17 protein-coding genes are annotated in these 23281 nt (G+C 72.0%); 5 read left to right on the forward strand and 12 right to left on the reverse strand.

The window, feature by feature from the left end:
- Positions 1 to 335: 335 nt before the first annotated feature.
- Positions 336 to 1697, forward strand: a complete 1362-nt coding sequence (locus CIB93_RS01855) for an MFS transporter (RefSeq protein ID WP_096623309.1) — start codon at positions 336 to 338, stop codon at positions 1695 to 1697.
- Here CIB93_RS01855 and CIB93_RS01860 read toward each other — a convergent pair.
- From CIB93_RS01860 to hrcA, 7 genes are all read right to left on the reverse strand, one after another.
- Entirely contained in the window at positions 1661 to 2653 is a 993-nt protein-coding gene (locus CIB93_RS01860) for an adenosine deaminase (protein WP_096623311.1), read from the reverse strand. The genes CIB93_RS01855 and CIB93_RS01860 overlap by 37 nt on opposite strands.
- Before the next feature lie 114 nt (positions 2654 to 2767).
- On the reverse strand, positions 2768 to 3682 hold the full coding sequence (locus CIB93_RS01865) for a ribonuclease Z (protein ID WP_096623313.1): 915 nt from the start codon (positions 3680 to 3682) through the stop codon (positions 2768 to 2770).
- Between the two features lie 26 nt (positions 3683 to 3708).
- Positions 3709 to 4068 (reverse strand): histidine triad nucleotide-binding protein, encoded by a 360-nt coding sequence (locus CIB93_RS01870; protein ID WP_096623315.1) that lies wholly within the window; start codon positions 4066 to 4068, stop codon positions 3709 to 3711.
- 445 nt (positions 4069 to 4513) lie between these two features.
- Positions 4514 to 5260, reverse strand: coding sequence for a 16S rRNA (uracil(1498)-N(3))-methyltransferase (locus CIB93_RS01875; RefSeq protein WP_096623317.1), 747 nt, complete (start codon positions 5258 to 5260; stop codon positions 4514 to 4516).
- A complete protein-coding gene (locus CIB93_RS01880; RefSeq protein ID WP_096623319.1) occupies positions 5257 to 6330 on the reverse strand; it encodes a nitronate monooxygenase in 1074 nt (357 codons plus the stop codon). Before CIB93_RS01880 ends, CIB93_RS01875 begins: the two co-directional genes overlap by 4 nt.
- A 132-nt stretch (positions 6331 to 6462) precedes the next feature.
- The gene (gene dnaJ / locus CIB93_RS01885; protein WP_096623321.1) at positions 6463 to 7605 is read right to left on the reverse strand and encodes a molecular chaperone DnaJ; all 1143 of its coding nucleotides are present in this window, start codon (positions 7603 to 7605) and stop codon (positions 6463 to 6465) included.
- Positions 7606 to 8622, reverse strand: coding sequence for a heat-inducible transcriptional repressor HrcA (hrcA, locus tag CIB93_RS01890; RefSeq protein WP_096623323.1), 1017 nt, complete (start codon positions 8620 to 8622; stop codon positions 7606 to 7608).
- A 164-nt stretch (positions 8623 to 8786) separates the two neighbouring features.
- Between hrcA and CIB93_RS01895 the strand changes: the two genes are divergently transcribed.
- From CIB93_RS01895 to CIB93_RS01905, 3 genes are all read left to right on the forward strand, one after another.
- Complete coding sequence (locus CIB93_RS01895) at positions 8787 to 9518, forward strand: MBL fold metallo-hydrolase (RefSeq protein WP_096623325.1); 732 nt, start codon at positions 8787 to 8789, stop codon at positions 9516 to 9518.
- A gap of 107 nt (positions 9519 to 9625) precedes the next feature.
- Positions 9626 to 10444: a DUF3097 domain-containing protein gene (locus tag CIB93_RS01900; RefSeq protein ID WP_096623326.1), complete on the forward strand. Its 819-nt coding sequence runs from the start codon at positions 9626 to 9628 to the stop codon at positions 10442 to 10444.
- A gap of 181 nt (positions 10445 to 10625) precedes the next feature.
- Positions 10626 to 13502 (forward strand): ABC transporter substrate-binding protein, encoded by a 2877-nt coding sequence (locus CIB93_RS01905; protein ID WP_096623327.1) that lies wholly within the window; start codon positions 10626 to 10628, stop codon positions 13500 to 13502.
- A gap of 15 nt (positions 13503 to 13517) precedes the next feature.
- Here the strand turns inward: CIB93_RS01905 and hemW are convergent, their stop codons facing one another.
- From hemW to lepA, 4 genes are all read right to left on the reverse strand, one after another.
- Positions 13518 to 14759 (reverse strand): radical SAM family heme chaperone HemW, encoded by a 1242-nt coding sequence (hemW, locus tag CIB93_RS01910; RefSeq protein WP_096623329.1) that lies wholly within the window; start codon positions 14757 to 14759, stop codon positions 13518 to 13520.
- 52 nt (positions 14760 to 14811) lie between these two features.
- On the reverse strand, positions 14812 to 16830 hold the full coding sequence (locus tag CIB93_RS01915) for a SpoIIE family protein phosphatase (RefSeq protein WP_096623331.1): 2019 nt from the start codon (positions 16828 to 16830) through the stop codon (positions 14812 to 14814).
- A gap of 483 nt (positions 16831 to 17313) precedes the next feature.
- Positions 17314 to 19203, reverse strand: coding sequence for a long-chain fatty acid--CoA ligase (locus tag CIB93_RS01920; protein WP_096623333.1), 1890 nt, complete (start codon positions 19201 to 19203; stop codon positions 17314 to 17316).
- A 317-nt stretch (positions 19204 to 19520) separates the two neighbouring features.
- Complete coding sequence (gene lepA, locus CIB93_RS01925; protein ID WP_096623335.1) at positions 19521 to 21395, reverse strand: translation elongation factor 4; 1875 nt, start codon at positions 21393 to 21395, stop codon at positions 19521 to 19523.
- A gap of 215 nt (positions 21396 to 21610) precedes the next feature.
- Between lepA and rpsT the strand changes: the two genes are divergently transcribed.
- A complete protein-coding gene (gene rpsT, locus CIB93_RS01930; RefSeq protein ID WP_003969243.1) occupies positions 21611 to 21877 on the forward strand; it encodes a 30S ribosomal protein S20 in 267 nt (88 codons plus the stop codon).
- A 410-nt stretch (positions 21878 to 22287) separates the two neighbouring features.
- On the opposite strand, the gene holA is transcribed toward rpsT, so the two are convergent.
- Positions 22288 to 23274: a DNA polymerase III subunit delta gene (gene holA / locus CIB93_RS01935; RefSeq protein WP_096623337.1), complete on the reverse strand. Its 987-nt coding sequence runs from the start codon at positions 23272 to 23274 to the stop codon at positions 22288 to 22290.
- Positions 23275 to 23281 lie beyond the last annotated feature (7 nt).

The following is a 23281-nucleotide window of genomic DNA, read 5'->3' on the forward strand; positions in this document are numbered from 1 at the left end:
GGGTGCCGTCGCCGATCCGCTCCGCCCGGTCCGACCTGCATAAACATGCGCGACTACCCCGGGCCTCCCCGCATAAACCCATAAGTGACTCAGATCACATCTGACGGGCTTTCGTGGGGCCGGAAGCGCTTGATACAAATTGCCCCGCGCGCACCTTCGGGGACGTTGTCCGACGAGAGCCGCATCTCCCAGCACCTCGCTGCGAACCTCCGCGTTCCGCATTCCCCGCTCGCCTCGCTGTGCCCTCCCCTGCCCTGCTCCGCCCTTCCGCTGTGCCCTCGCCGCTGTACCCCTCCCCTCCCCCTGCCTGCTCAGGCATGTCTTCAGGAACGCCCATGTCCTCGCGCCCCCGCGCCGCGTGGCCCCTGGTCGCCGTGTTCACCGCCGGTTACCTCGCCGCCTATCTGCTCCCCACCGTCGTCGGCCGGCTCAGCGCCCATCTCGGGCTGAGTCCCGCGCAGGCGGGCCTGGTCGGGAGCGCCCTGCTGCTGAGTTCGGCGAGTGCCGGGTTCACCCTGGCGGGCCGGGTGGAGCGGTACGGGGCCCGCACCCCGGCCCGGGTCGGCCTTGCGCTGGCCGCCGTGGGATACGGCTGCGCCGCGCTGGCCGGGTCCGTGCCGCTGGTGGTGGCCGGCGTGGTCGTCGGCGGCTTCGGCTCGGGGACCGCGACGGCGGTCGCCGCAGCCGGGATCGCCGCGCAGCGCGACCCGCACCGGACGTCCTCGCTCGGCCTGCTCACCGTGTCGGCCACGGCGGGAGCCCTCTACCTGACCATCCCCCATCTCGGCGGCGGGCACCGGCTTCCGTTCGCCTCGATCGCCCTGGCGGCCCTGCTCGTCTGGCCCGCGACCGCCCGGCTGGGCGGTGCGACGACGGCCGGGGAATCCCCCTCGCAGACCACCGGGCGGCTGCCGCACCGGCGCTCCGGTCTCGTACTGGCCGGCGGCATGCTCGTCTGGTCCATGGCACAGAACGCGCTGTGGGGCGTCAGCAGCCGCATCGGCGTGGTCCAGGCGGGGCTGTCCGAGGTCACCGTCGGCGCGGTGTTCGCGGCCGCGCTCGGCGCGGGGCTGCTCGGAGTGATGGGCGCCGGGGTGCTCGGCGCGCGGCTCGGCCGGGCGGTGCCGATCGGGCTGGGGACGATGGTCATCGCGGGGAGCATCGTGCTCAGTTCCTCTGCCCGGGACCTCGCCTCCTTCGCGACCGGCGAGGTCCTGTGGAACACCTTCTACCCGGTGGTCCTGTCCTATCTCATCGGTCTGGCCGCCTCGCTGGACGTCCGCGGCCGCTGGGCGGTCCTGGCGGGCTCCGCCTCCTCCCTGGGGGTGGCCTGCGGCCCGTTGCTGGGCAGCGTGCTCTCCGAGGAGGCGGGCTACCCGGTGATGGGGCTGATCCTGGGCGCGGCCACTCTGCTGGTCGCCGCGCCCGTCACCGCGGTGGCGCTGCACGTCGGTGGCCGTCCGTTGGTGCCCGGTTCGGTGCGCCGCCGCGGTGGCGCACCGGCCGCCCTGCTGGCCGCCACCACCGGCAGCCTGTCCGGCGCCGTACCGAAGCTCGGTTCGCCGGAGCAGCCCGTCACGGAGCTTCGCGTACCGGCCCTGCGGCGCAGGCGGCTGGTGCGCAGCGCGATCCGGACGGCCGGTCCGGACAGCGGGCCCGGTCAGTCGAACGCGTACGCCTCGACCTCGGAGAGGTAGCGCGCCCGGCGCTCCTCGTCGTGGTCGAGGAAGGCCGCCTCGAAGGAGTTGCGGGCCAGGGTGCGCAGCTGCTCCCGGTCCAGGGCGAGCGCGTCCCGTACGGCGTCGAAGTTGTCCCCGGCGTACCCGCCGAAGTAGGCGGGGTCGTCGGAGTTCACCGTGCACAGCAGGCCCGCCGCCATCATGTCCGGCAGTGGATGGTCCTTCAGCGTGTCGACCGTCCGCAGCCTTACGTTGGAGAGCGGGCAGAGCGTGAGCGGCACCCGGTCGGCGACCAGCCGCTCCACCAGCTCCGGGTCCTCCAGGCAGCGAAGCCCGTGGTCGATGCGCTCGACGCCGAGGACGTCGAGGGCCTCGCGGATGTACGCGGGCGGGCCCTCCTCCCCGGCGTGGGCGACCTTGCGCAGGCCGAGCGCCGTGGCCGCCTCGTACACCTCGCGGAACTTGGCGGGCGGGTGGCCGACCTCGGCGGAGTCCAGGCCGATCGCGCTGATCCGGTGCAGATACGGCTTCGCGGCGTCCAGGGTGCCGAGGGCCGATGCGGCGGAGAGGTCGCGCAGGAAGCACATGATCAGCTGGGTGGAGACGCCGTGGGTCTCCTCGCTGCGCTCCAGCGCCCGGCCGAGGCCCCCGATGACCGTGCCGATCGGGACGCCCCGGGCGGTGTGGGCCTGCGGGTCGAAGAAGATCTCGGCATGCCGCACGCCCTGGGCGGCGGCGCGGGCGAGGTAGGCGTCGGCGAGTTCGGCGAAGTCCTCCTCGGTGCGCAGGACGGCCATCAGCGCGTAGTAGAGGTCCAGGAAGGACTGGAGGTCCTCGAAGCGGTAGGCGGTGCGCAGCTCGTCGGCGGTGGCGTACGGCAGGGTCACCCCGTTGCGTTCCGCGAGGGCGAAGGCCAGCTCGGGTTCGAGGGTGCCTTCGATGTGGAGGTGGAGTTCTGCCTTGGGGAGGTGCACGGTGTCTCGCAAACGGTGGTGCGGGTGTTCTCAGTGGTGGTGCGGGTGTTCTCAGTGGTGGTGCGGGTGTTCTCAGTGGTGGTGCGGGCGTTCTCAGTGGTGGTGCGGTTGATCTCAGTGGTGGTGCCGGGTGGGGAGCGGGACCCTGATCAGGTCCTGCGCGACGGTGAGTTCGCCGTCGAACCCGGCCGCACGGGCCTGGGTTTCGAAGAGCTCCGGGTCGCTGTAGCGCTGGGAGAAATGGGTCAGCACGAGGTGGCGTACGCCCGACTCCTTCGCCACCCCGGCGGCCTGTCCGGCGGTCAGGTGGCCGTGGTCCGCGGCCAGTTTCGCGTCCTCGTCGAGGAAGGTCGACTCGATGACGAGCATGTCGCAACCCGCGGCGAGCGCGTACACCCCGTCACAGAGCCGGGTGTCCATGACGAACGCGAACCGTTGCCCGCGCCGGTGTTCGGAGACCTCCTCCAGCGTGACGCCGCCGAGCGCGCCCTCGCGCTGGAGGCGGCCGACATCCGGTCCGGTGATGCCGTGCTCCTTGAGGAGGGCGGGCAGCATGCGGCGGGTGTCGGGCTCGGTGAGGCGGTAGCCGTAGGACTCGACGGGGTGCGAGAGCTTGTGGCTGTCCAGGGTGTACGAGCCGGTGGTGGCGAGGACTCCGCCCGCTCCGGCGGCCGGGGCCTCGGTCAGCTCGACGGTCTCGCGGTAGGCCGTGGCGTACCGCAGCCGGTCGAAGAAGTGCTGCCCGCTCGCCGGATAGTGCGCGGTGACGGGGTGCGGCACCTGGTCGAGGTTGATCCGCTGGATCACCCCGGCGAGCCCGAGGGAGTGGTCGCCGTGGAAGTGGGTGACGCAGATCCGGTCGATGTCGTGTGCGGCGACCCCGGCCCGCAGCATCTGGCGCTGGGTGCCCTCGCCGGGATCGAAGAGGATGCCCTCGCCGTCCCAGCGCAGCAGATAGCCGTTGTGGTTGCGGTGCCGGGTGGGGACCTGGCTGGCGGTGCCGAGCACCACCAGCTCGCGTACGGACATGGCGAGAGACTCCTACGGGGCGGGCGCTATCCGGGGGGCCACTGGAGGCCACGGCCGCCCAGGACGTGGGCGTGGGCGTGGAAGACGGTCTGTCCCGCGCCGGAGCCCGTGTTGAGGATGATCCGGTAGCCGCTGCCGTCGACCTTCTCGTCGGCCGCGACCGCTCCGGCCTCACACAGGACGTCGGCGGCGATCTGCGGTTCGGCGGCGGCCAGCGAGGCGGCGTCCGGGTAGTGGACCTTGGGGATGACCAGGACGTGGGTGGGGGCCTGGGGGTTGATGTCGCGGAAGGCGACGGTGGTCTCGCTCTCGCGGACGATGGTCGCCGGGATGTCTCCCGAGACGATCTTGCAGAACAGGCAGTCGGTCTGCGGCTCTCCCGCCATGGCCGGGGCCTCCTCGTTCGCTCGTGGTCGGTTCGCTTCTCCGAAGATCAGTACACGGGCATGCTAACGCCGGGCGCCCGGCACCGAAGGTGGTCCGGCCGACGGGGTGCGGTTCAGCGCCTGCGCGGGCGGTCGAACCGGATCGTCAGGAGGACGGGTGTGAGACCGGTCCTAAACAGCACCCGCGGCAGGCCGCGTCCGCTCCACGGGACCAGGGCGATCACGACGGCGAGCAGCGTCCCCCCAGACCGCCTGGGCCAGCACCACCGGACGCCGGGGGCGGCGGCCTGGATCGCGGCGAGCTCCTGCCGCGCCCAGGCGCTGTCGGGTTCCAGGCGGACACCGCTTCGGCCGGCGCGATGTGGGCGGCCCCTCGGGCCCGGCCCCGGGCGCGCCCGGCCCAGACGGCCATGCCGTCAGGGCCTGTTCGCCCCCGGCGCCCCGTTCACCCCCAGCGGCCGGTACGTCCCAGCAGCAGCGCCGTCGCGGCCGTCCCTGCGGTAGAGGTACGCAGCACGCTGCGGCCGAGACGGTAGGGGCGGGCGCCCGCCTCGGCGAAGGCGGTCAGTTCCTGCGGGGAGACGCCGCCCTCGGGGCCGACCACGAGCACGATCGTGCCCTCGGCGGGGAGTTCGGCGGTGGCCAACGGGGTGCTGTCGTGGTCGCGGTCCTCGTGCAGGACCCCGGCGAAGTCGGCGTCGGCCAGCAGGGCGGCGACCTGCTTGGTCGTCAGGGCCTCGGCCACCTCGGGGAAGCGCACCCGGCGGGACTGCTTGCCCGCCTCGCGTGCCGTACTGCGCCATTTCGCCAGGGATTTGGCGCCCCGATCGCCCTTCCACTGGGTGATGCAGCGGGCGGCCTGCCACGGCACGATCGCGTCGACGCCGGTCTCGGTCATGGTCTCCACGGCCAGCTCGCCGCGGTCGCCCTTGGGGAGCGCCTGGACGACGGTGATCCGGGGTGTGGGCTCCGGCTCCTCGTGGATGCTCTCCAGACCGGTGACCGTGAGGCGGTCCTTGCCCTCGACGGCGCGTACGACACCCTCCGCCCAGTGACCGAGGCCGTCGGTGAGGACGACGTCCTCGCCGGGCTGGAGGCGCTTCACGGAGACGGCGTGCCGCCCTTCGGGTCCTTCCAGGACGAACTCCGGCCCGGTGGGCATCCGTTCGACGACGAAGACCGGTGCGGTCACCGGGGGCTCCTCATGCTCAGGGCCGACCGGGCGGCCTCCAGTTCGGCGGCGAGCAGTTCGACCAGCTCGCCCGCGGGCAGTTCACGGGCCATCCGGTGGCCCTGCCCCGCCCACAGGGCCATGCCCTGCGCGTCCCCGGCCTTGGCGGCGGCCTGGCGCAGCCCGCTGGTGACGTAGTGGACCTGGGGGTAGGCGGCGGGGGCGTACGGGCCGTGCTCGCGGATGAAACGGTTGACCAGGCCGCGTGCGGGCCGCCCGGAGAAGGCGCGGGTCAGCTCGGTGCGGACGAACAGCGGGTTGGTCAGGGCCTGCTTGTGCAGCAGGTGCGCCCCGGACTCGGGGCAGATCAGGAAGGCGGTGCCGAACTGGGCGGCGTCCGCGCCCGCCGCGAGGACGGCGGCGATCTGGGCACCGCGCATCAGGCCGCCGGCGGCGACGAGGGGGATCTGCACGGTCTCGCGGACCTGGGTGACCAGGGAGAGCAGCCCGGTGCCGGTGTGGTCGGCCTGCGGGTCGTCGCGGTGGGTGGACTGGTGGCCGCCCGCCTCGACGCCCTGGACGCAGACGGCGTCGGCGCCCGCCCACTGCGCCGCCTGGGCCTCTTCGGCGGAGGTGACCGTGACGATGGTCAGCGTGCCCGCCCTGGCGAACGCGTCGAGGGTGTCGCGGGTCGGGCAGCCGAAGGCGAAGGAGACGACGGGGACCGGGTCTTCCAGCAGGATCGCGACCTTCGCCTCGTAGCCGTCGTCGCCGCTGCTGTCCGGGTCGCCGAGCGGTGTCTCGTACCAGGCGGCCTCACCGGCGAGCTGCTGGCGGTAGACGTCCACGGCGCTGGGGTCGGCGAGCGCGGGCTGCGGCATGAAGAGGTTGACGCCGAACGGCCGGGAGGTGAGCCGCCGCAGCTGTTTGATCTCGTTGTACATCCCGTCCGCCGTTTTGTACCCGGCGGCCAGAAACCCGAGCCCGCCCGCTTCGGCGACGGCTCCGGCGAGCTGAGGTCCGGACGCGCCGCCCGCCATCGGGGCCTGCACGATCGGATACCGGCAGAGATCGGTCAACTCGGAGGACATGACCGCATCGTGCCACGTCCCGTGCACAGGGCCGAATCAGCCAGCCGACGACCTGACCGGTTCTTCCGTCGCACGCCGCACCGCCCGCCGGAAGAAGTCCGGCGGGCGGTGCGGTGAAAGGCGAAAAGCGGCTCAGCGACCGTTGAACGCGTCCTTCAGACGAGAGAAGAGACCCTGCTGACCTGGCTGGAACTGGCCGGTGGGCCGCTCCTCACCCCGCAGCTTCGCCAGCTCCCTCAGCAGCCGCTCCTGCTCCGGGTCGAGCTTGGACGGGGTGATCACCTCGACGTGCACGATCAGGTCGCCCCGGCCGCCGCCGCGCAGATGTGTGATCCCGCGCCCGTGCAGCGGCACGGACTGGCCGGACTGGGTGCCGGGCCGGATGTCGATCTCCTCCAGGCCGTCCAGCGTCTCCAGCGGGCACTTGGTGCCCAGGGCCGCCGCCGTCATGGGGATGGTGACCGTGCAGTGCAGGTCGTCGCCGCGCCGCTGGAACACGGAGTGCGGCAGCTCGTGGATCTCGACGTAGAGGTCGCCGGGCGGGCCGCCGCCGGGGCCGACCTCGCCCTCACCGGCGAGCTGGATACGGGTGCCGTTGTCGACGCCCGCGGGGATCTTGACCGTGAGCGTGCGGCGCGAGCGGATGCGGCCGTCACCGGCGCACTCCGGGCACGGCGTCGGCACGACCGTACCGAAGCCCTGGCACTGCGGGCAGGGCCGCGAGGTCATGACCTGGCCCAGGAAGGACCGGGTGACCTGCGAGACCTCGCCGCGGCCGCGGCACATGTCACAGGTCTGGGCGGAGGTGCCGGGGGCCGCGCCCTCGCCGCTGCACGTGTTGCAGACGACCGCCGTGTCGACCTGGATGTCCTTGGTGGTGCCGAAGGCCGCCTCGGCGAGGTCGATCTCCAGCCGGATCATGGCGTCCTGGCCGCGCCGGGTGCGCGAGCGGGGCCCGCGCTGCGAGGCCGTTCCGAAGAACGCGTCCATGATGTCGGAGAAGTTGCCGAAGCCTCCGGCACCGAAACCGCCCGCGCCGCCGCCGCCACCGCCGTTGGCGGAGAGCGGGTCGCCGCCGAGGTCGTAGACCTGCTTCTTCTGCGGGTCCGACAGCACCTCGTAAGCGGCGTTGATCTCCTTGAACCGCTCCTGGGTCTTCGGGTCCGGGTTGACATCCGGATGCAGCTCGCGGGCGAGCCGACGGAATGCCTTCTTGATCTCGTCCTGCGATGCGTCGCGGCGTACGCCGAGTACGGCGTAGTAGTCGGTGGCCACTTACGACTCCGCCAGGATCTGTCCGACGTAACGTGCCACTGCGCGTACCGCTCCCATCGTTCCGGGGTAGTCCATGCGGGTCGGTCCGACCACGCCGAGTTTGGCGACTGCTTCGTCGCCCGAACCGTAGCCGACCGCGACGACGGACGTGGAGTTGAGCCCCTCGTGGGCGTTCTCGTGCCCGATCCGTACGGTCATGCCCGAGTCCGTGGCCTCACCCAGCAGCTTCAGCAGGACGACCTGTTCCTCCAGTGCTTCCAGCACCGGCCGGATCATCACCGGGAAGTCGTGTCCGAAGCGGGTGAGGTTGGAGGTGCCGCCGATCATCAGCCGCTCCTCCGTCTCCTCGACCAGGGTTTCGAGAAGAGTGGAGAGAACCGTGGAGACCGTCCCCCGGTCCTCGCTGTCGAAGGATTCCGGCAGCTCCCGCACCAGCCGCGGAACATCCGCGAAGCGTCGTCCGACGACCCGGCTGTTGAGCCGGGCCCGCAGATCCGCGAGCGATGCCTCACCGAACGGCGCGGGACAGTCGATCATACGCTGCTCGACCCGGCCGGTGTCCGTGATCAGGACCAGCATCAGCCGGGCGGGGGCCAGCGACAGCAGCTCCACGTGCCGCACCGTCGAGCGGGTCAGCGAGGGGTACTGCACGACGGCGACCTGCCGGGTCAGCTGCGCGAGCAGCCGCACGGTCCGCCCGACGACGTCGTCGAGGTCGACCGCGCCGTCCAGGAAATTCTGGATGGCCCGGCGCTCGGGCGAGGACAGCGGCTTGACGCCCGCGAGCTTGTCGACGAAGAGGCGATACCCCTTGTCGGTCGGGATGCGCCCCGCGCTCGTGTGCGGCTGCGCGATGAAGCCCTCGTCCTCCAGCACCGCCATGTCGTTGCGGACGGTGGCCGGGGAGACGCCCAGCCGGTGCCGCTCCGTGAGCGCCTTGGAGCCGACGGGCTCCTCGGTGCCGACATAGTCCTGGACGATGGCGCGCAGCACTTCGAGTCTGCGTTCGCTGAGCATCGCGCACACCTCCAGCTGTCGTTCTCCGGTCCCTGTCTGGCACTCGGTGCGTACGAGTGCCAGCAATCCCCCGGTCAGTGTACGGGGGCGGGGTGGGGCGTGGGCAAGGGCGACCGGCCAGGTCCCGGCGGGAGACCGCAGGTCGCCGCCGATAGCGTCGCCGTATGGACGTCGCTTGGGAAGACTTCGGCTGGGAGCGGTTGGGCAACGGTATCGGCCGACGGCGGCTCCCCGGCTGGGACGCCACCGTCGCGCTGGTCGCCGGGACGGAGGGCGTGCTGCTCCACGACACGGGTTCGACACTGCGCGAGGGCGTCGAGCTGCGGCGGCAGGCCGAGGCGCTGCTCGGTCGCAGGGTGACGCATATCGCACTGAGCCACCCCCATTTCGATCACGTACTGGGCACGGCGGCGTTCGCCGGGGCCCAGGTGTACGGGTCGGCGGGCCTCACGGCCCTGCTGCGGGACAGGGGGCAGGAGCTGTACGCGTCGGCGGTGCACCACGGGGTGCCGGAGGACGAGGCGGCCGGGTCGGCGGACACGCTGGTGGCCCCGCGCCACGAGGTGCACGGCGAGCGGACGCTGGATCTGGGCGGCGGCCGCCGGGTACTGCTGGCCGACCTGGGCCCCGCGCACAGCAGCCACGACCTCGCGGTGCTGGTGCCGGGGGCGGGCCCGGACCCGGCGGTGGTGCTCTGCGGCGATCTGGTCGAGGAGTCGGGCGAACCGCAGGCGGGCCCGGACGCGGTCACCTCGCGCTGGCCGGCCGCTCTGGACCGGCTGCTGGAGCTGGGCGGCGAGGACGCGGTGTACGTACCGGGGCACGGGGCGGCTGTCGACGCGGCGTTCGTCCGGGCGCAACGGGCGGCACTGGCGGAGCGGTTCGCGGTGGCGTGAGGTCGTGGCATGCGGCTGCGGCGTGAGGATTCCCACGGTGGCGGAACGGCTCCCTGAGGGTCGCGGCGTGAGGTTTGTCGCGCCGGTGTGACGATTATCGTCGGGGCATGCGCAGCTACCAGCCGGACCTGACCCCGCCGTGGAAGCGGTCCGCCCCCGTGCCCGAGGTCCCCGCCGAGCCCGATCTGGTCGTGGAGGAGGTCGCCACCGGCTTCTGCGGGGCGGTGATCCGCTGCGAGAAGACGGCCCAGGGGCCCACGGTCACCCTGGAGGACCGCTTCGGCAAGCACCGGGTGTTCCCGATGGAGGCCCGCGGCTTCCTGCTGGAGGGCAAGGTCGTCACACTGGTACGCCCGTCGGCGGGCGGTCCGGTGCGCCCCGCCCGTACGGCCTCCGGTTCGGTGGCGGTGCCCGGTGCGCGGGCCCGGGTGGCGCGGGCCGGGCGGATCTATGTGGAGGGCCGGCACGACGCGGAGCTGGTCGAGCGGGTGTGGGGCGACGACCTGCGCATCGAGGGCGTGGTCGTGGAGTACCTGGAGGGCATCGACGACCTTCCCGCGATCGTCGGGGAGTTCGCGCCGGGTCCTGACGCCCGGCTGGGGGTGCTGGTGGACCATCTGGTGCCCGGCTCCAAGGAGTCCCGGATCGCCGAGCGGGTGACCGGTGCTCATGTGCTGGTGGTGGGGCACCCGTACATCGACGTGTGGGAGGCGGTGAAGCCGTCCTCGGTGGGGATCGGCGCCTGGCCCGTCGTACCGCGCGGGCAGGACTGGAAGACGGGGGTGTGCCGGGCGCTGGGGTGGCCGGAGAACACCGGGGCGGCCTGGCAGCACATTCTGTCGAAGGTGCACAGCTACAAGGATCTTGAACCACAACTCCTGGGCCGCGTGGAGGAATTGATCGACTTCGTCACCCTTCCGGCCTGATGTCCAGGGCCTGACACCGGCCCGACGTGGGCCTGACCGCCCCCCTCCAGGACGATCATGTGCCGATCCCTGTGAATGCCTGCGCCCCACGCGCACCATCGGTTATTGAGGGTGGGGACACGGGCTCATGGACACGGGCTCATGGACACGGGGGAAGGGCACGGGGGAAGGGCACGGGGCGATGGCGCGCGAGGTCTGGCGGGACAGTGCGGACAATGAGGCGGCCTCCGCCGTCTTCCACCTGATGCAGCAGCTGATCGACCGGTACCGGGTGAACCGTCCGGTGATGCCGCTCGTGGTCGCCCAGGCGGCGGACGCCGGAGCCGGGCCTGAGATCGACGCCCGGGTCGAGCGGCTCGTCCACCAGGTGCATCAGGCCAACGAGCTGCGCCGGGTGCCGGTGCGGCTGCTGGACGGCGACGGGGCCACACCGTACGAAGCGGCGCTCGACATGGTGCGCACGCTGTCCGAGAAGCCGTGGGAGACCCGCGAGAACGCCCAGTACAAGCCGTTCTCCTTTCCGCGCTCCCGGCTGCTCGGGGCGGTCGAGCAGGCGACCGCGACGGTGGTCGAGCAGTCCGGCGGCGGCGCGGAGGGGGTGCGCGAGGAAAGGATTCTGGAGCAGCTGAGCCGGTTGCGCTGGCGGGCGGACCGGCCGCGCCGGGGCACCTGGTGGGACTCGCTTCGGGATTCGGTGCGGCCGGAGACCTTCGTCGGCGCGCTGTTCATCGCGCTGCTCAGTGTGCTGTTCGGGGAGATCGACTGGCTGCTGACGGCCCTGGTGGCGGCGGGCGCGCTGATCGCCCTGGCCGTCGCGGGGCTGCTGACCCGGGCCGCGCCGCCGCTGCTGTGGCTGCGCCGGGCCAGCCGCTGGTTCGCCACCACCTCCTCACTGGCCGCCTCCAGCACCGGCTATCCCTCGGACGGCTGGTCGTGGTTCTCGCCGAGCGGTTCGTGGCGGGTGATCCGGGCGCGGGCGGCGGCGGTCGCGGAGCGGGTGGCGGACGCGGGGGCGGGCGACGAGCACGCGCGCCAGTTCCATCTGGAGCTGCGGGTGCAGGCGCTGCTGGAGGACCTGCGGCACGCCTACCGGCCGCACGCGCTGGACTGGCGGCGCAGCAAGCGCACGGTGCCGCCGGTGGTGTTCCTGCCCCGGGCCACCCAGGACGACGGCGGCATCCTGCTGATCAACGCGATCAACAACGTACGGTCGCGGCGCAGTGAGGTCGATCCGCTGCTGCTGCTCGCCTCGCTGCCGGCCGCCGAGATCATGCGGCACACTCCGCCGCTGCGCCCGGAGCGGCCGGGTCCCGGCGCGCCGACCGGTGCGTCGGGGGCCCGGGCCAGGTACGAGCGGTGGGTCGACGATCTGAGCCTGGGGCAGTCGCCGGTGGCGGCCGCGACGCTGGCGTGGGTGCTGCGGCTGCCGCTGTCCACGGAGAAGCTGACCCACGAGCACGCCCACGCCCAGCTGGTGACCTACCGGGTGCGGCGCACCTGGGCGTGGTGGGTGATGTCGCGGGCGAGCATCGCGCTGGTCGTGGTGGGCAGCCTGCTGGGGGCGTTCCTGTGGGCCGGGCACTGGCGGGAGACGTACTGCCACGGCCCGCTGACCGACCGCAACACGGACGCGATCTGGGCCGGGGCCGACGGGGACCGGGAGTGCGTCGGGGTGGCGACCGCGCCCGATGTGCGGTTCGCACGCGGCAACGACCTGGAGCTGAACGGGGCCGGGAAGGGCATCACGTTCGACCGGATCGAGCGGGCGATCCGCGAGGAGAACGCGGACATCGAGCCGGGCGACCGGTACGTCACGGTCATCTACGCCGGTCCGCTCACCTCCACGGGCAGGGACCGCGAGGAGACCCGCAAGGGCCTGGAGGAGCTGACCGGCGTCTACCTCCAGCAGCGGGCGGTGAACAAGACCGTGCGGCGGTCGGTCAAGCTGCGGGTGCTCACCGCCAACGGCGGCGAGGACATGCTGCGGCAGCTCACCGCCGTCCGCAAGATCATCGAGGTGGCGGAGCGTGACCCCACGGTGGTCGGCGTGGTGGGCCTGGGCCGTAACACCGACGAGAGCGACGACGCGGCGGCGCTGCTGCGCGACGCCGGGCTGCCGCTGGTCAACACGACGAACTCCAGCAGCGACCTCCCCCGCCGGTACCCCAACTACTTCGGTCTCGCGGCGACGGACGAGGAGCAGACGTACGCGCTGGGGCTGGTCGCCGGGCAGATCGCGAAGACCATGGAGGCCCCGCACTCGATCGTGCTGTCGCGCCGGGCCCGGAACGGGGACAAGGACCGCTACACCGCCGAGCAGCGGGCCGCGGGCAAGGAGATGCTCCGGGACGCGGGCTTCACGCTGGGCCGGGACGTGGAGTACGGCCTCGCGGGCGGCGCCAGTCTCAACGCCCCGCTGACCACCATCTGCCAGGCCGAGCGGGTCCCGGACGCGCTGTACTTCGCGGGGCGCGTCGAGGACGTACGGACCCTGATGCGGGGCCTGTCGGAGACCACCGGGTGCTCGGACCGGCGGATGACGGTGTTCACGGGTGACGATCTGACGAAGAGCACGTTCAGCGACAGCACGTCCATCGCGACGAACGTCACGCTCTACCACAGCTCGCTCGCCCCGCTGGACCGGGGAAAGAACCTCGGCTTCTACGGGGACGCGCACCGCACCCTGCGGGCCCTGCACCCGGAGGGCCAGGTCACGAGCCTGGCCTCGGGGCGGCCTGCGTACGAGGACGAGCTGTTCGCCAGCGGGCAGACCGTCATCGCCTACAGCGCGACGGCGGCCCTGTACGACGCCGCCGCACGCGGGGACGCCCCCCGGAGCGCCGCCGAGACGTGGGCGACGCTGCACACGGTGGACCTGAACAACATGCCCACGGGAACGATCTCGTTCAGCCGGGCGAGGGCCTCGGTCTCCGACAACGTGCACGGCCTGAACATCGTCAAGGTGGTCCGCCCCGGGCCGTCCGCCGAGCGGACCCTCGTCTGCGGCAAGCCCGCCGGGGTCGCACCGCCGCTGACGGCGAAGGACTGCAAGCCGTGAGAGGGCGCGCCGGGGTCAGTCGACGAGGTCGCGGACGACGGCGTCGGCCAGGAGCCGCCCGCGCAGGGTGAGGACCGCGCGGCCCTCTTCGTACGGCCGCGGCTCCAGCAGGCCGTCGGCCAGGGCACGGTGGGAGGCGGCGAGGCCGTCGGGTTTCAGGAGGGAGAGCGGGCAGCCCTCGCGAAGCCGCAGCTCCAGCAGGATGCGCTCGACCCTGCGGTCCTCATCGGCGAGGATCTCGCGGCCCGCGCCGGGCGACCTGCCCTCGGCGAGCGCCTGCGCGTACGCGCCCGGGTGCTTCACGTTCCACCAGCGGACCCCGCCGACGTGGCTGTGGGCTCCGGGGCCCGCGCCCCACCAGTCGGCGCCGCGCCAGTACAGCTCGTTGTGGAGGCAGCGGCCCGCCTCGGTGGTGGCCCAGTTGGAGACCTCGTACCAGTCGAACCCGGCGGCGGCGAAGGCCTCGTCCGCGATCAGATAGCGGTCGGCGTGGGCGTCGTCGTCGGTCATGGGGATCTCGCCGCGCCGGATGCGGCGGGCGAGCTGGGTGCCCTCCTCGACGATGAGCGCGTACGCGGAGACGTGGTCGGGGCCCGCGCCGATCGCCGCGTCCAGGGTGGCCCGCCAGTCGTCGTCCGACTCGCCGGGGGTGCCGTAGATCAGGTCGAGGTTGACGTGGTCGAAGCCCGCGGCCCGCGCCTCGGCGACACAGGCCTCGGGGCGGCCGGGGGTGTGCGTGCGGTCCAGGATCTTCAGGACGTGCTGCTTGGCGCTCTGCATTCCGAAGGAGACCCGGTTGAAGCCGCCCTCGCGCAGCGCGGAGAGATAGGCCGGATCGACGGACTCCGGATTGGCCTCGGTGGTGATCTCCGCGTCCTCGGCGAGCCCGAACTCGTCCCTGATAGCCGCCAGCATCCGTACGAGGTCGGCGGCGGGCAGCAGGGTGGGGGTGCCGCCGCCGACGAAGACCGTACGGACAGGGCGGAGGTCGTCGCCGAGGACCTCGCGGGCCTGGCGGACCTCCTCGATCAGGTGGGCGGCGTAGTTGTCCCGGGAGGCCAGGGCGCCGCCGGAGCCGCGCAGCTCGGTGGCGGTGTAGGTGTTGAAGTCGCAGTAGCCGCAGCGGGTGGCGCAGTACGGAACGTGCAGGTAGAAGCCGAGCGGGCGGTCGGCTGCGCCTTCCAGGGCATGGCGGGGCAGCGCCCCGTCGTCGGGCACGGGCTCACCATCGGGCAGTACGGAAGGCATAGGGACCATTGTCGCTCGCCGCGGGAGTCCGCCGGACCGGGCCGCCTTTCACCGGCACGCTTCAGTCCGCGTGCAGCACCAGCAGGGCCACGTCGTCGTCCGGCGGCTGCTCGGCGAACTCGTGAACCGCACGTCGGATGCGCTCGGCCGTCGCGTCGGCGGGCAGCCCGGCGCACCCTGCGAGCACCCGGGCCAGCCCGTCCCCGTCGTCGAACATCAGCGGGCCCGACCGCCGCTCGGTCACCCCGTCGGTGACGCAGAGCAGGCTGTCCCCGGGCGCCAGGTCGAAGGTCTGGCTCTCGTACGCCACCTCCTCCAGCACCCCCAGCAGCACCTGCGGCTCGGCCGCCGGGCGTACGGAGCCGTCGGGCCGCAGCAGCAGGGGCAGCGGATGCCCGGCGCTGGCCACCGTGCAGCGGACCCCGCCGCCGGTCAGCGGCACGACCTCCCCGTACAGCAGGGACAGGAACCGGGACTGCGAGCCGTCGTGGAGCTGCTGCCCCCCGGCAGCGGCGACCATCAGGGCGGCTGCCTCGGCGGCCTCCATGGCGTCGTCGAGGAGCAGCCGGTTGAGCCGGTCCAGCACCTCGCCGACGCCGAAGCCCTCCCGGGAGAGCAGCCGCAGCCAGGGGCGGGCGAGGCCGGTGACGACGGCGGCCTCGGGGCCTGAGCCCTGGACGTCGCCGAGGACGAAGCACCAGCGGTCGCCGGGGCACGGGAAGACGTCGTAGAAGTCGCCGCCGACCACTCCGTCGTCGCTCGGTTCGTAGACGAGGGCGCTGGTGACGCCGGGGATGTCGGCGACCTTGCTGGGGAGCAGGCCGCGCTGGAGGATGCGGCTGATGGTGGCCTGCCGGGTGTACGCGCGGGCCGCGCCGACGGCGAGGCCGAGGCGACGTACGAAGTCCTCGATGAGTGACGCGACCGCCTCCGGGACCTGGGCGACGCCTTCACGCCCGACGAGGACGGTCCCGAGCACGCGGCCGCCGGCGGTGATCCGGAAGGCGAGCGCGGCGCTGTCGCGGCTGCCGGGGTGCGAGGGCGGGGTGTACTCGCGGACCGCCTCGGCGGGGTGGGCGTCCCCGGCGTGGTGGATGTCGTCGCCGTGACGGGCGTCTTCGCCGCGGTGGGCGGGCCAGGGCACGGGGACGGATACGGGGCCGGAGCCGATACCGGCCGGGAGACGTAGAGGTTCCCTCTCCAGGGCCGTACGCAAGGGCTCGGTGCCGTTCTCGTCACTGTGCCAGACCCGGGCGAGCCGGGGTTCGGCGGCCGGTCCCCCGCCCTCGGCCTCCAGCCAGATCGCGCACCAGTCCGCGAGGCGGGGCACCAGCAGCTGGCCCGCTATGGCGGCCACCAGGTCCTCGTCGAGCTGCCCGGCGAGCAGGTCGGACGCCTCGGCGAGGAAGGCCGGGGCGCCCCGGCCGTCCCAGACCGCGTCGTCGCGTTCGGTGCGCCGGGCGGCTGGGGCGATGATCCGGGCGGCGCGCAGACCACGCCGGAGGGCGTCCTGGTCGGGCCGGGCGGGCGGGCCACTCCAGTCGTCGACGGGGAGGCGGGCCCAGACGGTCTTGAGGCCGGTGCGGTAGGTGATGCCCCAGGACTCGGCGAGGGAGGCGACGAGCTGGAGCCCCCGGCCGTACTCGGCGGGGTCGGGCGGGGCGGCGGGGGCCTCGGCGGGCGGTTCGTCGCCGCTCACCGGGCGGGCCGGGTGGTGGTCGGTGACCTCCAGCACGAGGGCGGCCGTCGGCTCCCCGCCACCCGCCACCTCCGGCCCGGGGACCTCAAGCCTCAGCACGAGGTCGACCGTGGTCCCGGCGTGCACGACGGCGTTGGTGACCAGCTCGTTGGTGACGGTCACGGCATCGTCCGCGAGCCGGTCGCCAAAGCCCACGGCAGCGGGCACCCCGAGCCCGGTCCACTCCGCGAGCGCCGCCCGCACGAACCGGCGGGCGGCGGACGGGGCGAGGGGTGTTCCGGGCAGGCTGGTGCGGCTGACCGGGCGCGGGCCGTGTGCGTACCCGGCACGAGTGGTACCGGGACGCTGCACGGTGTCCCGCTGCAAGGGGATGGGTGCCACAGTGCGGCTCCTACGGGTCCGACGACTCCGACAGAGTGACAGACCGGACGCACCCATAAGCACCGAGTTACCGAAGTGGTCGGAAAATCGAGCGGGGTCGAACGCAAGGCCTCGCGAAAGCTCGCGCGGCCGAACACCGGAGCAGCAGCCGCGCGGCTTTCGGCGACCCTCGGCCGTACTCGCCGCGGCGCGCGCGGGATGCCCGCATGCCACAGCCGGTACGGGCGGGGTCGCCGCACGTGGACCGCCGTGCGAGCGGTGCCGCGCGTGGACCGCCGTGCGAGCGGTGCCGCACGTGGACCGCCGTGCGAGCGGTGCCGCGCGTGGCCGGTCTCACCGCCCCCGCCGGGCTTGAAGCGCCTCGGGGGACCGTGCGGTGCACGTGCAGCGGGCGGGGAACCCGGGCCCGTGAGGGTCCGGACTCCCCGCCCGTGCCGGTCCGGGGCCGAGCCCCCGGACGGTTCGTGGTGGAGCCGACGGCTCCTACGCCTCGCGCGAGCCCGCGTACATCTCGTCGATGAGCCCCTGGTACTCCCGCTCGACGACCGGCCGCTTCAGCTTGAGGCTGGGGGTCAGCTCGCCGTGCTCGACATCCAGGTCACGCGGCAGGAGGCGGAACTTCTTGATGGTCTGCCAGCGCTGAAGGCCCTCGTTGAGGCGCTTGACGTACCCGTCGATGAGCTCGACGGTCTGCGGGGCGGCGACGACCTCCGCGTACGACTTGCCCTCCAGGCCGTTCTCGGCGGCCCAGCCGAGGATGGTGGGGCCGTCGAGGGCGATGAGCGCGGTGCAGAAGTTCCGGTCCGCGCCGTGCACCAGGATGTTGGAGACGAACGGGCAGACCGCCTTGAACTGGCCCTCGACCTCCGCCGGGGCGACGTACTTGCCGCCCGACGTCTTGATCAGGTCCTTCTTGCGGTCGGTGATGCGCAGGTAGCCGTCGGCCGAGAGCTCGCCGATGTCCCCGGTGTGGATCCAGCCGTCCGACTCCAGGACCTCGTCGGTCTTGTCGGGCAGCTTGTGGTAGCCCTCCATGACGCCGGGGCCGCGCAGCAGGATCTCGCCGTCGTCCGCGATGCGCACCTCGGTGCCGGGGAGCGGCTTGCCGACGGTGCCGGTGCGGTAGGCCTCGCCCGGGTTGACGAAGGAGGCGGCGCTGGTCTCGGTGAGGCCGTAGCCCTCCAGGATGTGGACCCCGGCGCCCGCGAAGAAGTAGCCGATGTCCGGGGCGAGGGCGGCGGAGCCGGAGACGCAGGCGCGCAGCCGGCCGCCGAACGCCTCACGGATCTTGGAGTAGACGAGCGCGTCGGCGACCTTGTGCTTGGCGCCGAGCGCGAAGGGGACGGATGCCTTGCCGGTACGCCGGAAGTTGTCCTGGGAGACCTTGGCGTACTCGCGGGCGACCCCGGCCGCCCACTGGAAGATCTTGTACTTGGCGGCGCCGCCCGCACGGGCCTTGGAGGCGACCCCGTTGTAGACCTTCTCGAAGATCCGGGGCACGGCGGCCATGTAGGTCGGCTGGACGACCGGCAGATTCTCGATGATCTTGTCGATGCGGCCGTCGACGGCGGTGACGTGGCCGACCTCGATCTGGCCGGAGGTGAGGACCTTGCCGAAGACGTGGGCGAGCGGCAGCCAGAGGTACTGCACGTCCTCCGCGGTGATCAGCCCGGTCGCCACGGTGGCCTTGGCCATGTACGACCAGTTGTCGTGCGGCAGCCGTACGCCCTTGGGGCGACCGGTGGTGCCCGAGGTGTAGATGAGGGTGGCCAGCTGGTCGGACGTGATGGCGGCGACCCGCTCGGTGACCGCGTCCGGCGTCTTGGCGAGAAGCTCGGCGCCCCGGGCCTCCAGGTCGGCGAGCGTGATGATCCAGCCCTCGGGGTCGCCCTCGGCCGGCTCGACCCCGGCCGGGTCGATGACCACGACATGGGCGAGGTCCGGCAGGTCGGCGCGGGTCTCCCGGGCCTTGGCCAGCTGCTCGGCGTCCTCCGCGATGAGCACCCGGCTCTCGGAGTCGGCCAGGATGAACGCGGACTCCTCCGCGTTCGTGGACGGGTAGATCGTGGTGGTCGCGGCGCCCGCGCACATCACCCCGAGGTCGATGAGGATCCACTCCACCCGGGTGGCGGAGGAGAGGGCGACCCGCTCCTCCGGCCGTACGCCGAGCGTGATCAGACCGGCGGCGATGGCGTAGACCCGCTCGGCGGCCTGTCCCCAGGTCAACGACTTCCAGTCGTCGGGACCCTCGCCCGAAGCGGACGGCACCGGATAGCGGTACGCCTCCCCGTCGGGGGTGGCCGCCACGCGGTCGATGAAGAGGGCCGCCACGGAGGGCGGCCGGTTATCGATCAAAGTCTGTGTGTCGCTCACGACGTCCTCCGGGCCTGCGGCATTGCTACGACCGGCTTCTTTGATACGGCGACTGCTGATGCTCGTGTGCTGCGCAACCTGCTTGTTCGGCTTGTTTAACTGGCCAGTAACCATCGAGTCGTGATCAGAGTAGAGCGCACTCGTCCACCACGTAAGAGGCAACGGGCCGCCGCTTTCATAACGAAAGGGCCCTCACCACCGCACGGTACTGCGGTGATGAGGGCCCTCGGGCTTCGACGCGGGGCCGCATTCCTGCCTTGCCCCCGGCTGCTTCCCGCCCTTGCTCTCCCGGGTTCTTCGTGCCTTGCTCTCCCGGGCTACTTCTTGCCCTTGCTCTCCCCGGCGGACTCGTCGGTGGACAGGACGGAGATGAAGGCGTCCTGCGGCACCTCCACGTTGCCGACCATCTTCATCCGCTTCTTGCCCTCCTTCTGCTTCTCCAGCAGCTTCCGCTTACGGGAGATGTCACCGCCGTAGCACTTGGCGAGGACGTCCTTGCGGATGGCGCGGACGGTCTCACGGGCGATGACCCGGGAGCCGATGGCCGCCTGGATGGGCACCTCGAAGTTCTGCCGCGGGATGAGCTTCTGGAGCTTGGCGACGAGCCGGACACCGTACGCGTACGCCTTGTCCTTGTGGGTGACCGCGGAGAACGCGTCCACCTTGTCGCCGTGCAGCAGGATGTCGACCTTGACGAGGTGGGCCGACTGCTCGCCGGTGGGCTCGTAGTCGAGGGAGGCGTAACCCCGCGTCTTGGACTTCAGCTGGTCGAAGAAGTCGAAGACGATCTCGGCGAGCGGCAGGGTGTAGCGGATCTCGACCCGGTCCTCGGAGAGGTAGTCCATGCCGAGCAGGGTGCCGCGCCGGCCCTGGCACAGCTCCATGATCGCGCCGATGAACTCGCTGGGGGCCAGCACCGTGGCGCGCACGACCGGCTCGTGCACCTTGTCGATCTTCCCCTCGGGGAACTCGCTCGGGTTGGTGACGATGTGCTCGGTGCCGTCCTCCATCTCGACCCGGTAGACCACGTTGGGCGCGGTGGCGATCAGGTCGAGGCCGAACTCGCGCTCCAGCCGCTCGCGGACCACGTCCAGGTGGAGCAGGCCGAGGAAGCCGACGCGGAAGCCGAAGCCGAGCGCGGCGGAGGTCTCCGGCTCGTAGACCAGGGCGGCGTCGTTGAGCTGGAGCTTGTCGAGCGCCTCGCGCAGGTCGGGGTAGTCCGAGCCGTCCAGCGGATACAGCCCCGAGAAGACCATCGGCTTCGGGTCCTTGTAACCGCCCAGTGCCTCGGTCGCCCCGTTGCTCAGCGAGGTGATCGTGTCACCGACCTTGGACTGCCGCACGTCCTTCACACCGGTGATGATGTAGCCGACCTCGCCCACGCCGATGCCGTCGGCCGGGGTCATCTCCGGGGAGGAGACGCCGATCTCCAGCAGCTCGTGGGTGGCGCCGGTCGACATCATCCTGATGCGCTCGCGCTTGTTGAGCTGACCGTCGACGACACGGACGTAGGTGACGACACCGCGATACGGGTCGTAGACCGAGTCGAAGATCATCGCGCGGGCAGCGGCGTCCGCGACCCCGACCGGGGCCGGAACATCCCGCACGACCCGGTCGAGCAGCGCGTCCACGCCCACGCCGGTCTTGGCGGAGACCTTGAGCACGTCCTCGGGCTGGCAGCCGATGAGGTTGGCCAGCTCCTCGGAGAACTTCTCCGGCTGTGCGGCCGGCAGGTCGATCTTGTTGAGCACCGGGACGATGGTGAGGTCGTTCTCCATCGCCAGGTAGAGGTTGGCCAGTGTCTGGGCCTCGATGCCCTGAGCGGCGTCGACCAGCAGGACCGTGCCCTCGCAGGCCGCGAGCGAACGGGAGACCTCGTAGGTGAAGTCCACGTGGCCCGGGGTGTCGATCATGTTGAGGACGTGGGTCCGGCTCTGGTCCTCGCCCTCGGTGGGCGCCCAGGGCAGCCGGACCGCCTGGGACTTGATGGTGATGCCGCGCTCGCGCTCGATGTCCATCCGGTCGAGGTACTGAGCACGCATCTGCCGCTGGTCGACCACTCCGGTCAGCTGAAGCATCCGGTCGGCGAGGGTCGACTTGCCGTGGTCGATGTGCGCGATGATGCAGAAATTGCGGATCAGCGCCGGGTCGGTACGGCTCGGCTCTGGCACGTTGGAAGGAGTCGCGGGCACGCAGGGTCCTGATTCTTGAGACGCCGAACGCCGTGTCTCGGGTCGATGTCGGGTCGGTCGGATCGATACGTAGGCTCCATCGTCCCACGCCTGCGGGACAGCGACCGGTTTGGGCCGGTCCGAGGGTGACTGCTACCGTGGACAGCTGTGCCTCGTGGCTCTCATCAGCGGCGTGGCGCACATAGAAGATCCAACGAACCTGAAAAGGCTCTTTCGTGGCGAACATCAAGTCCCAGATCAAGCGGAACAAGACCAACGAGAAGGCGCGCCTGCGCAACAAGGCCGTCAAGTCGTCGCTCAAGACCGCGATCCGCAAGGCCCGCGAGGCCGTCGTCGCGGGTGACGTCGAGAAGGCCACCACGGCCGTCCGCGACGCCTCCCGTCAGCTCGACAAGGCTGTCTCGAAGGGTGTCATCCACAAGAACGCCGCCGCCAACAAGAAGTCGGCGCTGGCGTCCAAGGTTGCCTCCCTGCAGGCCTGAGCTTCATCCCGAAGCTCACTGATGTGACCGCCGGAACGGACTCGACGGGCCCTCTCTCCCGTCCCTGACCGGCACCCCGCGCCGCACACCGAACCTGCGTTCGCCACGCGGGTGCGGCGCACCAAGAGTGTGACCCGAAGCCCCGGTCTTCGATCTCCCCAGATCAAGGACCGGGGCTTCGGCATGTGCATATCGGGCCCCGGGGTTGCCCCGGGATATACCTCCGGGGGATATCCAGGCCGTCCGGGGGCCTCCGGACGACGCGGGGACACCCAGCCCACCCAGGGACGCCCGGCCCACTCGGGGCATGCCCAGCCCGTCCGGCGCTTGAGGACGGAACCGGCGCTCACAGGAGAGCCCGCACGCAACGGCGAACCTTATGGCGAACCGCCCACCGCGCCCCGAGAGGGCTACCGCCCCGACCTCGCCGCCCGGGCGACCACGACGACGGCCTTCTCCAGGGCGTACTCGGGATCGTCCCCTCCACCCTTCACTCCCGCATCCGCCGCCGCCACGGCCCGCAGGGCCACCGCGACCCCGTCCGGCGTCCACCCCCGCATCTGCTGCCGCACCCGGTCGATCTTCCACGGAGGCATCCCCAGCTCCCGGGCGAGGTCGGCCGGCCGCCCGCCCCGCGCCGAGGACAGCTTCCCGATCGCCCGCACCCCCTGTGCCAGCGCACTGGTGATCAGCACGGGCGCGACCCCGGTCGACAACGACCACCGCAGCGCTTCCAGCGCCTCCGCCGCCCGCCCCTCGACCGCCCGGTCGGCGACGGTGAACGACGACGCCTCCGCCCGCCCCGTGTAGTAACGCCCGACGACCGCCTCGTCGATCGTGCCCTCGACATCCGCGATCAGCTGGGACACCGCACTGGCCAGCTCCCGCAGGTCGCTGCCGATGGAGTCGACCAGCGCCTGACAGGCCTCCGGTGTCGCGGACCGCCCATGGGTCCGGAACTCCGACCGTACGAACGAGAGCCGCTCGGCGGGCTTCGTGGTCTTCGGGCAGGCGACCTCCCGGGCACCCGCCTTGCGCGCCGCGTCCAGGAGCCCCTTGCCCTTGGCCCCGCCCGCGTGCAGCAGGACGAGCGTGATCTCCTCGACCGGCGCACCGAGATACGCCTTGACGTCCTTGACCGTGTCCGCCGCGAGGTCCTGCGCATTGCGCACGATCACGACCTTGCGCTCGGCGAAGAGCGAGGGGCTGGTGAGCTCGGCGAGCGTGCCGGGCTGCAACTGGTCGGACGCCAGATCCCGTACGTCCGTATCGGCATCGGCAGCGCGCGCGGCCGCCACCACCTGCTGCACGGCACGGTCCAGGAGGAGGTCCTCCTGGCCCACGGCGAGCGTGACGGGGGCGAGCGGATCGTCGGTGGAATTCTTCCTGGTGGCCATCGCGATC

It is taken from the genome of Streptomyces sp. WZ.A104 (assembly GCF_002382885.1).
GTDB lineage: Bacteria > Actinomycetota > Actinomycetes > Streptomycetales > Streptomycetaceae > Streptomyces.